This is a genomic window from Pseudoalteromonas sp. S2721, from assembly GCF_005887425.1.
Lineage (GTDB): Bacteria > Pseudomonadota > Gammaproteobacteria > Enterobacterales > Alteromonadaceae > Pseudoalteromonas > Pseudoalteromonas simplex.
This window is the reverse complement of the sequence record NZ_PNCZ01000066.1, coordinates 1-11,683: the sequence shown is the minus strand read 5'-3', so window position 1 is coordinate 11,683 and position 11,683 is coordinate 1. Positions and strand designations below refer to the sequence as shown.

Below are 11,683 nucleotides of genomic sequence, written 5' to 3'. Positions count from 1 at the left end.
GAAATGGATACAAAGTTAATCATTGAAGATCATGTTGTTCCCCAGCTATTTACGACAGCAATAGAGGCTTATGAGTTTGAACACAAAACACATAAAAAAGGTAAGTCAAATTCTAAGCTGGAAACATTTGGATTGTTATGGGGTTACTCAATACCACAAAAGGGTGATTTACCTTCGCGAATCGTTTCTACATTGGCGACGGTTGAAACCTCAGCTCTAAGGCATCAAGAATGGGTTGAGCCAAATTTAGAGTCATTATTGACTAAAAAAATCTTTTTCGAAAAGTATTATCCAAATGTCGAGCTTATAGGGACTTTTCATTCGCATCCATATGCTAATTTAGACGAAGTCCAAGAGCTCAAGGGTTGGAGAGCATCTGATGGTGATGAAGAGTTTTGGCCATGGTTACATGAGTTTCTTTGTCCAGAACAAGATCAGATGGCTCACTTAGTTGTGACTGTTTCTAGTCTCAATAGTAAGGGCTGGGCATACCCCTCTCGTTTAAAAGGCTCAGAGAATAAACGAGGTTATGTATTAAGTGCTGAGTACCGAAAATTATGGTTAAATTCATACCTAACGACTTCGAATGAAAACAAAGATGATGGACAGAAATTTAAATTTTCCAAAAATTTAACAATGGATATTCCTTCATTGGAAAATAGATTTTGGGATTAGTTTTAAACTAATTGGATTATTCATAGCTTGCGTAATTGTGGCGTTTAGGTATTTTATGGCGGCGTATGCGAATTATTTAATACATATGTAGACTAAGTGGTGGTGATACTTTATTTTGCGAAGCTGTAGAAGGTAAATCAGCCCTTACATTAAGTAAGTATCATAAGCAATTTCTCAGTTACTCTGAAATCGATATAGCACTTAACCTAATATATGTTTTTATGTGACTCGATACATTTCATTTCGTTAATGGTAATTCTAATTCAAAAAAATTCTCTGCTAAACTTAAATCAAAGCGTGAATTTTTAAGCGGGTGTCAAATGAGAGGAAGTCAGTTAAAGTTATCAAGTAATCCAGACCTTATTGACCTAATTTCATGTGGAGAACTTACATCTCATTCCGACCCGTTGTCAGAAATAAGGCTTGTAAAAAATGGAATGAAAGCATCCGGGGTGTATGCGTTTGCTAATGCAATGGGTTGGAATATGACAACAATAGCACAAGCAATAGGTACAACATCAATGATGTTATCTCGAAGTAAAGCTAAATTATTAAGCTCACATACTAGCGAAAATGCGCTTGAAGTTGCAAGACTAAGTATGATCGGGATTGATTACTTCGGAAGCATAGATATCTGGAATGCGTGGCTAAACAATGCTCACATTAAACTTGATGGTCGAGAACCTCGAACCATGTTGAACTCAATTCGTGGGCGTGAGCTAATAAAAAGTGTTATTAAGCAGCTCCAGTTTGGGTTCACGGCATGATGACTGTTTAGCTTAGCTTTATCAAATATTTTCACTTCATTTTGAGTTTAGTCATAGTTGATGGCGGGAACATCTAACCTTCGGTTGAATAGGGTGTAAAGTACGTCCTATCGCGACACTATCTTTCATTTTCTTTTCTGATTATTTAATGCAATCGCGCTTTATTCGATGTATTGAGTTTCTGCTCACATCTTTACTCATCATATTGAGCACTAACTTTCACAGCTTAACTTGCCATCTTCTACTTAGATTTTCATTTCATAAAAATAACACCGCTTATAGCGATGAGCTATTTGAAATTTCGGGTGTGGGGTTTTTATATTTATAACATAAAAAGATAGTTTATTTTACAGTGGGTTATGTTTTAAATTTATCTTTTTATGGTGTTAATTGTTTTTTTCTCTTAAAGGTTGTGAAAATAAATGTTTATTTGCTTGATTTTGTGATTTTAGCCGCTACTTTAAAAAAAGAGATTGAATTTTAGAGTGAGAGTTAGCGTTATGAATGAACATTCAAATCACAGCAATATTGATAGTGTATATAACAAAGAAAGTATGCGACGTCGTCTTGAACGTTTTAGTCGTTTCAACATAAGTGGCTTGTGTCCTACGCTAAAAGATACACAGCCACACTTTTTCGAATCGTTCAACGAGTCACATTTTGCATTGATGTTTGAGTTTGATCAAACGATAAAATCTGTTCGAACCCAGCCATTTTCAATCAGTTATACAGATGAAAAAAAGAAGCGGTTGTATACACCTGATTTTTCTTTAAGTTATTATAATAAAAGAATTTGTGTGGTCGAAGTGAAGCACTCAAAAGCGATTGATGAAAAGACAAAACGCATTCATGTTTTGATTGAGAAGGCGTTCGAAAAGTTGGGCTTTGAGTTTGCTGTGATGACGGAAAAAGACCTACCATCTAGACGCGCGCTCTCAAACATGAAGATGATATTTCGCAATGCTCTTTCAATGAAAGTTGTGAATGATGAGCATGTAAACACACTGCTTGATGTCTTGCCTCCTGAACTGACTCTACAGAAAGCAAACGCGATTTGTGATGCTCTGAACTTAAATAGAAATCTGATTTGTCATTTTATTTTGAAAGATTATTTGAAAATGGATGTTTCATGCGATATCTGTGATGAAACTGCTTTAATTAACAATCTTCATGGGTTAGTGCAATGAGTGGTGTAGTTAAAATAGGCATGAAGTTTCAAATGGATAGCAGCTCTTATATGGTACGTTCGATAGTGCGGGAGCACTTCGATAATACGATTTTTTACTCATTGTTTGATGAGGATAGTCAGAAAATGAATAATGCAAGAGTTGAGTGTATGACACAATCTGAGTTTCATAAAAAACTCATAGATAGCCAAGCGCTTCTGTATGAGCGCGCTTCTGACATACCGATGCAACAATTGCTGACAGAAAATCAATTAAATCAGATGGAACTGTGGCAAGCGTTTTTTGATTTGCATTTCGAGAAACACAGTAAAAATTTTACAGCAAAGCATAATGTTGATGAAACCATCGCAGCTTTCGACTGGCAAAGTTACAACTCAAGAAAATACTCGCGTAGCACGTGTCAAGCGAAGATAAAAGCGTATCGCGATTCCGGAAATGATATACGTTCAGTAATCGGTTATGGCTATCATGAAAAGAAAAACTCAAAGCGACTGACGGCTGCGACAGAAGATTTAATTTACGAGTATTTTTGTGATTATTATCTTGTTAGAAGCGATGCAACTTCAAAATCTGTACATGCAATAGCAGATATGTTGAGAGCCAAGATACGCGAGCTTAGTAAATCAAAGCCAGCGTGTTATCCAGTCATACCGTGTGTCGACACTATATATCGTCGTTTTCGCGAAACGCTTGCATTATTGACGACACAAAAGACATTAAGCAAAGCTGAAGCGAGAAAACTGCGTTATAAACTAGGTCGTGAGTTTGTGCCAGAAGACCCCTTGGAACGGGTGGAGATGGATGCGGTTTATATTAACCTTGGTTTAAACAACGAGGCGAATAAGTTTTTGGGTACAATCGTAATGATGATTGCGATTGATACTTGCACACGTTGCCCACTTGGCTATTCAATTTGTGTCGGTAAAAACGCATCTGAGTCTGCTGATTTAGCTATCGAATGTTTAAAAAGTGTTGTGACCCCCAAAGATAACCCGCTCTGGCCGTGTTTTGGTGTACCAGTGAGGCTTGTGACTGATGCGACGACCGCAACAAAAGGCAATATGTACAAGTCGCTTGCTTTGCAACTCGGTGCGAACCCAGTCGTCACACGCACGGGCGAAGGCTGGAGTAAGCCATTTATTGAAAGCTTCTTTCGCACATTACGACGTGAGTTTTTAAGTAAACTGCCGGGCTATTTAGGCTCAAAAACGCGTATAAATAATCGTCATTTAGAAGCGACAGAAGATGCTGAACTTCATGCATCAATGACGCTTGAAGAGTTCGTCGCAGCGTTTGAAGATTACATCACAAATGTCTACATGCAATCAGCTCACAGTGGACTTAAAAATCGTGCGCCGCTTGATGTGTGGACGAATGCAATCAGTAAAAATCCACTGCTGCAAACAGTGCCTGCGGCAGTCACTGAGTTATCTGAATTTCGCGGCTGCTATCGTGCGAAGTGTACATTATATGGAAATGGCTCAATTAAGCTTAAAAATGAGCAATATGTAAGTGATGAGCTGAAAGCCTTGAGTTTGGCTGGTGTTAAAAGTGTTGAATGTTTTTACAGTGATATTGATACAAGCAGTGTTGTTGTGAAGCATAAAAACGACACATTTATCGTGCCACTGCGCGAGATGAATCATCATACTGAGGTTGGTGTTCAACAAGTTGAGCTTGATGCTGCTCGTAACGCGCAATTCAGTGAATGTGATGTTGTTGAGCGTAAGCATTATGAGTATAAGTATGGCAGCAAGCTGGGTTTGCCTAATTTCAAAAAAGCCAAGCAAAAGCAAGCTGAAAAGCGTGAGATTGAAACAGGTCGCAAACAGCCAGCTCGGACAAAATACAATAACGATAAATCAATTGATGTTGATTCTATTGATGCGCGCGAGCAAATTTTAAACTCGCTAAATGCGCAAGTTGCTGCCGAAGAAGATATCGACACTGGTGCAACTTTTGATGATTTTGAGCCGGGCGGTGAGCTATGAGTTGTTTAAAAAGCAAAGCTGAATTGTTATACAGTAAAACATTTGATTGCGTGAATAATCGTCAAGAGCTTGCTGATTTGCTTGAAGAATCACAGCAGACTTTAAGTCTAGGGGTCGGTAGTTGTTGCGTGATTGTTGGTGACTCAGGAAGTGGCAAAACAACGTTACTCAAAACTTTTATAAAGCGATTCAATGAAAAGCACAGCACAGACGTCAATGAAAGCAAGTCAATAAAAGCATGTTATATTCGCTCGCCATCAAATATGAGCCCGTTAGATTTGTATCGCGCCATATTGAAAGGTATGAACGAACCCGGTGCCGCACAAGGCTCTGAAGTTGAGCTTCGTCGACGTATCGCGCAGCAAGTTAAGAACAAGCGTTATCGTGTTCTTGTGTTTGATGAGTTTCAGCAAGTCGTTGAAAAAGTGGGTGTGAAATCGGCGCGTCAAATTGCTGATTACCTTAAAGAATTAGTTGATGAATTAGGGTTGTTTCTTGTGTTTGCAGGCACTTCAAAAGTCATGAATATACTTGAAATTAATGAACAATTCGCATCACGATGTTCACTCATAATTGAGAAGAAACTGCTTTCAGTCTCGACAAGAAAAAATTATGTTCACTTTGTGAAATATCTAATAACGCTGAATGAACATTTGAAGTTTTCTCAAATTGACTTCACAAATCCCGAAATCAGCTTACCAATTTTTACTATGACAAAAGGTGATTTGCGTCAACTGAGTATGCTCATACGAAAAGCAATTTTTCATGCATGTGACAAAAATAGAGATGAAGTTCTCGTGAAAGATTTTGCTGCTGTGTTTAGTTCAATTAGTGCGTCAAAGAAGAATCAAGCAAACCCCTTTTCTAAAAAGTTCTCTTTGCTAAAAGCAGAACTTGGAGTTAATTATGAGCTCTAATAATTTTATATCGCCATTCTCGGCATGCGCTGTCATTGCTCGCTTTTATGGATTTGCAACAGTTAAAAAGTTGATGCTATCTAATGCTATTCAGACACCAACGCGATTTGAACTTTATGTGCACTCTCACTTTGAAAAGTTACTTGAAAATGAGCAGATTAAACATGATATTGAGCAATATAAATTATTAGACTGTACTCAAGTACTCGAAAAAGGGGGCACAATAAATGACTCTGATCATATTAAGATTTGTCCTCACTGCTATCAAGAAACTGGGGTTCAACTTTATCAATGGCAGCATATTGAAGTGACAAGTTGTCGGGTACATGAATGTGCGCTAGTAAATGTTAAAAACCTGCCTCTTTATGACTTACAAGAGTCATGTAATTTATTGAGCTTTGAGCGATACATGCTGTCTTTGAGTGAGACTGAAAGCTCAGAGTTTGCTGAAAAGTTGCTAGATTTCTCAAGCCTTTTATTTAGACCCTTTGACTTCATTCAAGCAAAAATTAAATTTCAAAAATTTAGCGTTCAGCAAATCAGGTTTTTATTTGATGACGCGTTTAAGGTTTTATCTTGCGCATCTGTTTCAGACATCTGGAAGCATTTATTATTAATGCACAGAGCGCAGTTTGAGAAATGTGGTGAGTTAGTCATGCATCATCGATTTGATGAGATTGCTAACTCAATCTACTCAATTCAACATGAGTATAACTATTTAAAATCGACTGAAGAGTTTGAAGCAAAGACACTTTTATTAAAATATCATGGTGCTCAGATAGACAAGTCTTTATATGTTTCTACTCATCGCTTTGATAGTACATTCGATTCACAAAGTTTTTCTTTCCAGATAGACGGGGCAGCCCTTTCAGAATTTTTAGGTATCAATATGAAGTCACTTTCTCATGTTGCTAAGCAAAACATGTTTGATGCAATCTATCTTTGTAAGCAACAAGATAAGTCATTTTATGACATGAGAAAAGTTGCAGAAGCTTTATCGAAATCATTTGAGCTAGTTTCTGAATGTGATGATAAATTCTTGAAAGTAAGTGATGTGCCGAAGGGCATCTATGATTTGTTTGATTTATCGAGAGATGAGCTTGTTAGTTGTGTATTAAATAGTCATGTTGATGGTCTATATAAAATCAATACAAGCATTGAGCGTGTTAATCATTTATATGTAAGTGAAAAAGGGTTAAAGCAATTATTGAAAGAAAAGTGGAAAGCAATAGATGATGTGAATAAGTATGACGCTATTCGTATGTTGAAAATAAATGCTGATGTTTTAGATACACTGATTGAAAATGAGTATCTAAAACTAACAACGAAAAACAGTGTACAAATAGATGCAGATAGCATACGTGAATTTGTTTCTAACTACCTAATATTAAATAGAAAAGCTAATTTTGAAAAAGCGAGAACGTGCGAGAAACGCATTACTGGGTGCTGTAACGTGCAGCCAATTTTTCAAATTTATATGGATCCAAACAGAACAGATTTTGTTTTGTACGACAAAGCACATCTTAATGATTGTTGTATGCAAAAATTACAATCACGATTTACGCACTTCAGTAAATCAAACATAGATTTATCAAAAGACGTCATCATTTTTAGAAACAAACGACGTCATTAGCTAGAGTTTTTAGTCGACTTGTTTAGTTTCGCTTAGCTGTCTTGATTTGACAAAAAGTTGAAATCACACTAATAATAGGCCGAGAGCATTTAATGCCCTCGGCCTTTTTTTCGTTTGGATTTTGCTCAAAATATTAATGGCAAATTTATTCCAGCGATTAATCGTGAAAAATAACAAATTCTAGCGTTTAATCAGAAACTTGAAGCTATACAAATCAGAAAGTACTCTTAAATTTTCCCGCCATTTCTGTAGCTTAATTCCAGCCTTGGATCAGAAAGAACAAAGTTGTACTTTCTAGAACGAGTAGCAAGACTAATTTCAATTTGCTCAATTATTTGTAGTATTAATAGTCATATTGATTAAGCTACGGGTTTGATAATTATTCTTTACTTTCAATAGAGTAAATAACAAAGGTATTAGAATAATGTTCGGGTTTTAATGATACATATTTATAGTGCCTAAGTGTTCCTTTGTCATCTAGCACAGACTTTTCTCCTTCCCGAATTCTCTTTACTTCATAGTCTTGCCACATTTGGCAAAACAACTCACTACGAGATTTAAGATCGTCTAAGACGGCTTTAAAGGCTGATTTGTCTGTAGCTAAAGCAAAGTAAGAGCGGAATGAGGCAATGGTGTTTTTTGCTGCCTGCTCCCATTGAGGAATACGTCGCTTATACTCATCATTTAAGAACATAAGCTTTAATGAGTTTCTATCAGCTTTAGGAAGGGTAGACCAATCGAATATCTTTTTGGAAGCCGCCTCATTCCAGTACTCTATATCCATATTTTCTCTGCGAATAAATGCAGGATTCGGTTCAAGTGCACGAATTAGCGCTTTTAATTCTTCCGACACTTCCTCTTGCTCTTCTAGAGCAGGTTTATTCCCGAAAACAATCGCGTTTAAATACTCTTGTTCATCGTTAGTTAGTTTTAATACTGTGCCAATGCGATTAATAGCTGCACGCGATATACTGATTTCTCGTCCTTGCTCTAACCAAGTGTACCAACTGACACTTATAGCAGCCAATTGCGCGACTTCCTCTCGACGAAGCCCTTTTACACGCCTTCTTCCACTGGTAAAACCATAATCTTCAGGGTTTATTTTTGCACGGTGTTTGGTAAGGAAGGTTTTTAAGTTTTCGTGTTTAGTCGTCATAAAATGTTTAGCCTATGACTATTTATCACAGTATAAATGCCCATATTTTACGCTTATCTTGACTGCTATATAGTGCCACCATCTTACACCTTCCACTGCTTTTGAGCTAGTTAGGTCCTTACAATTCAATGAGTCAGAGGTGGATCAATGTCTCAAGAAAATGTTTATTCGGCATCTCCAAATTACTGGAAACCTATCTTATTTGTTGCAGCACCATGGGTATTTGTTTTTTTATGGAGTACAGGGTTTGTTGGCGCAAAATTTTCGCTTCAATATAGTGGTCCATTTCACTTACTGTTTTTTAGAGGGCTATTTTCATGTGTTATTTTTTTATTTTTATCGGTTGTGCTAAAGGTTAAGTTTCCTTCATTGAAGAGCGTTAAACAGCAATTAATAGTAGGGCTTTTTCTGCAAACCTTTTTTCTAGGTGGCTGTTTTTTCGCAATTAACAAAGGGCTTCCTGCATCAGTTGTGGCATTAATTACGGGTTTACAACCAGTGTTAACGGCGGTGCTGGCATCAATAATACAAAGCAAGCAGTTAAAGAAGTTGCAATGGCTAGGGATTGTAGTCGGGTTTTTAGGTGTTTTTCTTGTGCTTTCGCCAACTAAATTAGGAGGTGAATTAAGTTTAATTGGTCTACTTGCAGCATTTTTTGGTTTAACAGGTGTGACGGTTGGTGCAATGTATCAAAAGAAAGCGGTAAGTGATGGGCATATTTTTGCATCTACTTTCTTTCAATATATTCCCCTTGCTGTCGTGATGGGAGTGGTGTCATTTTTATACGAGCCAAACACACCGACTTGGAACGCACCTTTTATTATTAGTATATTGTGGCTTGTGGTTGGTGTGTCTGTAACGGCCATATTGTTGCTTATGTTTATGATAAAAAATGGAGAATCGACAAAGGTAGCATCCTATTTTTATTTAGTACCAGTACTCACAGCTGTCGAAGCATGGATTTTATTTGATGAAAAAATCAGTTTTGCAATGTTGTTAGGTATGGGCTTATCAATAATAGGGTTACTGCTTGTACACAGAAAGTAGCGACCAAGCTATGGCTCTCCTCTTAAATGGTCAAATAAAACTTTAGATAGCGCACCAATTTGTGCACCTTTTTTAATACAAAGAGTTAAGTTTCTTTTTGACCATTTTTCATCCACTTCTATGATTTTTATATCTAAAGAGCGCCAGCAGCCTATTGAATCATATGGCAATAAAGCAATGCCCACACCAGAACCAACCATTCTACATACAGCATCAAAACTTTTAACTTGCGCTCGAATATTTAGATGGCAATTTAGGCCTGCGGCTTTATTCATCATAAAAGTATGGATTGCAGAACCTTCGTTCAAGATAACAAATGGAAAACTGACAGCTTGAGAAAACTGTATTTTGCTAAATTTAGCAAGAGAATGCTCGCTTGGAACAATGATGACCAATCGATCTTTCTTATAAGGATAAAACTCCACATTATCATAAAGGCCATTTTCAGCGACGATCCCTAACTCAACTTCTCCTTGTGCTACGGCTGTAATTATTTCTTCGCTTGTGTGTTCTTCTAAAGCAACTCTAACACCCTGATTATTTTCTAAAAAGGTCCCAAGATCTTCTGGCAAGTATGTATGAATAGCATTGGTGTTTGCCCATAATTTTACTTGCGATAATGCACCTTTAGTAAAAGGAGCAATATCAGATTGCATTTGCTCTAACGTAGCTAATGTTCTTTTGGCATATCGAAGAACGATTTCACCTGCTTTTGTAGCAGACACACCTCTTGGTTGACGCTCCAATAATTGAGTACCTAAATTATCTTCGAGTAGTTTAATTCGATGGCTCGCTGATGATGGTGCCAAGAATACTTGCTTAGCTCCTTGAGTTAAGTTCTTTTGTTCTACCACAGCGATAAATAGTTTTAAGTCAGTAAGATCAAATTTCATTCTAAGTTACCATTCGTTATTAACGAACTTTTATTGGTTAATTAGCAATTCTAATGTTGAGCAGTTATGTGGCATTGTAGCGTCACTTTTTACAATGAAAAAGAAGCTCTGTGGGTTTTAATCGTTTAACAATCAATGAAATCGGTATTATCTTAGCGGTTCTTTCTGCTGCAGGTTTTTCTCTAAAGGCAATATTTGTAAAACAAGCTTACTTAATTGCTAATGTTGAACCTATTACTCTTCTTAGTTTACGAATGCTTTTTTCATTCCCTTTATTTATTCTTATTGGCTATTCAAGCTTAAAAACAGGCTTTTCATTGACCAATAAAGAAGTTCTTTTACTTATTTTGCTCGGTGTTGCCGGCTATTACGGCGCATCAATTTTGGATTTTATGGGCCTAGAGTATATTTCAGCAGGATTAGAGCGCATTATTTTATTCTCATATCCCATCCTCACGATTTTTATGGGGGTTTTATTTCTGGGTAAACAATTTGAAAAGCGGTTGGTTGTACCTACAGTGCTATGCACATTAGGGGTTGTTTGCGCATGCTTGAGTGATTTCAAATTTGCTGGAGGTAGTCACAGCATTTGGCTTGGCGCTGCTTTAGTCTTTGGCTCTGCGCTATGCTACGCATTTTACCAAGCTTTTTCAGAGCCAATGATTGAGAAACTAGGCGCAATGCGGTTTTCTTTATTGGCTATGTTTGTATCTATTTTTGCCGTTCAGCTACATTTTTTTATTCAATTACCAATAGAGAGCCTAATCCAACCTACTAAAATTTATACAATTTGCTTTATGATGGCTTTATTCTCAACTGTTCTCCCTGTCTTTTTGCAATCAAGCGCTATTAAATATATAGGAGCGGCAAGGTCTGTACTTGTAAGTACTTTAGGGCCTATTTTGACTTTAATTCTAGGGTGGATATTACTTGATGAAAAAATCACTTTGTTGCAAGTGTTGGGTATGTGTTTAGTTTTAATTGGTGTTTTGGCTATAAAACGTAAGAGAGTTTAATTTAAGAGGAAACAGATGGAATCATTATTTATATACGGCACCCTTCGTAAAGGTTATCCAAATGAACACATACTAACTAACATTGGCGGTAAGTTCACAGATGCTTCTGTATTTGGTCGTTACATAAATGTTGGGTGGGGAGTCGAAATGGGCTGCCCTGCACTGAGTCTAGATCCTCAGGGCGAGGAAATTAGAGGGCAAATATTTAGTTCATCACATTTAACTAAACATTGGGAGTTTTTGGATGAATTTGAAGGCAGTGATTATCATCGTGTTGAAACAAGTGTAAAGCTTGAAAATGGCCAAATGTGCACTGCGTTTGTTTATGTTGCTAAATGTGCACTGCGTTTGTTTATGTTGCTAAAGAATAAGACTAATTAACAGAATACTGAGGAACTAAT

At 37.0% G+C, this 11,683-nt stretch carries 11 protein-coding genes; 9 read left to right on the top strand and 2 right to left on the bottom strand.

The genetic code is table 11. The features are described 5' to 3' along the window. Positions 1–3 precede the first annotated feature (3 nt). The 6 genes from CWC02_RS18735 (at position 4) to CWC02_RS18710 (ending at position 7,170) form a co-directional block, all read left to right on the top strand. Positions 4–675, top strand: a complete 672-nt coding sequence (locus tag CWC02_RS18735) for a hypothetical protein (protein ID WP_138619756.1) — start codon at positions 4–6, stop codon at positions 673–675. A gap of 437 nt (positions 676–1,112) precedes the next feature. Then, positions 1,113–1,442, top strand: coding sequence for an antitoxin Xre/MbcA/ParS toxin-binding domain-containing protein (locus tag CWC02_RS18730; RefSeq protein WP_171043872.1), 330 nt, complete (start codon positions 1,113–1,115; stop codon positions 1,440–1,442). A gap of 500 nt (positions 1,443–1,942) precedes the next feature. Further along, the gene (locus CWC02_RS18725; protein ID WP_138619754.1) at positions 1,943–2,629 is read left to right on the top strand and encodes a TnsA endonuclease N-terminal domain-containing protein; all 687 of its coding nucleotides are present in this window, start codon (positions 1,943–1,945) and stop codon (positions 2,627–2,629) included. After that, entirely contained in the window at positions 2,626–4,620 is a 1,995-nt protein-coding gene (locus tag CWC02_RS18720) for a TnsB C-terminal domain-containing protein (RefSeq protein ID WP_138619753.1), read from the top strand. Before CWC02_RS18725 ends, CWC02_RS18720 begins: the two co-directional genes overlap by 4 nt. Continuing rightward, positions 4,617–5,537, top strand: a complete 921-nt coding sequence (locus CWC02_RS18715) for a TniB family NTP-binding protein (RefSeq protein ID WP_138619752.1) — start codon at positions 4,617–4,619, stop codon at positions 5,535–5,537. The genes CWC02_RS18720 and CWC02_RS18715 overlap by 4 nt, the downstream gene beginning before the upstream one ends. Further along, a complete protein-coding gene (locus CWC02_RS18710; protein ID WP_138619751.1) occupies positions 5,527–7,170 on the top strand; it encodes a TniQ family protein in 1,644 nt (547 codons plus the stop codon). Before CWC02_RS18715 ends, CWC02_RS18710 begins: the two co-directional genes overlap by 11 nt. Positions 7,171–7,549: 379 nt before the next feature. On the opposite strand, the gene CWC02_RS18705 is transcribed toward CWC02_RS18710, so the two are convergent. After that, entirely contained in the window at positions 7,550–8,326 is a 777-nt protein-coding gene (locus CWC02_RS18705) for a helix-turn-helix transcriptional regulator (protein WP_138619750.1), read from the bottom strand. A gap of 147 nt (positions 8,327–8,473) precedes the next feature. Between CWC02_RS18705 and CWC02_RS18700 the strand changes: the two genes are divergently transcribed. Then, entirely contained in the window at positions 8,474–9,373 is a 900-nt protein-coding gene (locus CWC02_RS18700) for a DMT family transporter (protein ID WP_082389271.1), read from the top strand. 8 nt (positions 9,374–9,381) lie between these two features. On the opposite strand, the gene CWC02_RS18695 is transcribed toward CWC02_RS18700, so the two are convergent. Further along, positions 9,382–10,266 carry a LysR family transcriptional regulator gene (locus tag CWC02_RS18695; protein ID WP_054553478.1) on the bottom strand — a complete coding sequence of 295 codons (885 nt, stop codon included), beginning with the start codon at positions 10,264–10,266 and terminating at the stop codon, positions 9,382–9,384. Positions 10,267–10,376: 110 nt separating this feature from the next. On the opposite strand from CWC02_RS18695, the gene CWC02_RS18690 reads away from it, so the two are divergent. After that, a complete protein-coding gene (locus CWC02_RS18690; RefSeq protein ID WP_212751483.1) occupies positions 10,377–11,282 on the top strand; it encodes a DMT family transporter in 906 nt (301 codons plus the stop codon). 15 nt (positions 11,283–11,297) lie between these two features. Continuing rightward, positions 11,298–11,663, top strand: coding sequence for a gamma-glutamylcyclotransferase family protein (locus CWC02_RS18685; RefSeq protein WP_138619749.1), 366 nt, complete (start codon positions 11,298–11,300; stop codon positions 11,661–11,663). Positions 11,664–11,683: the final 20 nt, after the last annotated feature.

Bases quoted from the DNA above. Each gene is read 5' to 3' on its own strand.
- CWC02_RS18715 (WP_138619752.1), top strand. From the start codon at position 4,617: ATGAGTTGTTTAAAAAGCAAAGCTGAATTGTTATACAGTAAAACATTT.
- CWC02_RS18730 (WP_171043872.1), top strand. From the start codon at position 1,113: ATGAAAGCATCCGGGGTGTATGCGTTTGCTAATGCAATGGGTTGGAAT.
- CWC02_RS18685 (WP_138619749.1), top strand. From the start codon at position 11,298: ATGGAATCATTATTTATATACGGCACCCTTCGTAAAGGTTATCCAAAT.
- CWC02_RS18695 (WP_054553478.1), bottom strand. From the start codon at position 10,266: ATGAAATTTGATCTTACTGACTTAAAACTATTTATCGCTGTGGTAGAA.
- CWC02_RS18735 (WP_138619756.1), top strand. From the start codon at position 4: ATGGATACAAAGTTAATCATTGAAGATCATGTTGTTCCCCAGCTATTT.
- CWC02_RS18705 (WP_138619750.1), bottom strand. From the start codon at position 8,326: ATGACGACTAAACACGAAAACTTAAAAACCTTCCTTACCAAACACCGT.
- CWC02_RS18700 (WP_082389271.1), top strand. From the start codon at position 8,474: ATGTCTCAAGAAAATGTTTATTCGGCATCTCCAAATTACTGGAAACCT.
- CWC02_RS18710 (WP_138619751.1), top strand. From the start codon at position 5,527: ATGAGCTCTAATAATTTTATATCGCCATTCTCGGCATGCGCTGTCATT.
- CWC02_RS18725 (WP_138619754.1), top strand. From the start codon at position 1,943: ATGAATGAACATTCAAATCACAGCAATATTGATAGTGTATATAACAAA.
- CWC02_RS18720 (WP_138619753.1), top strand. From the start codon at position 2,626: ATGAGTGGTGTAGTTAAAATAGGCATGAAGTTTCAAATGGATAGCAGC.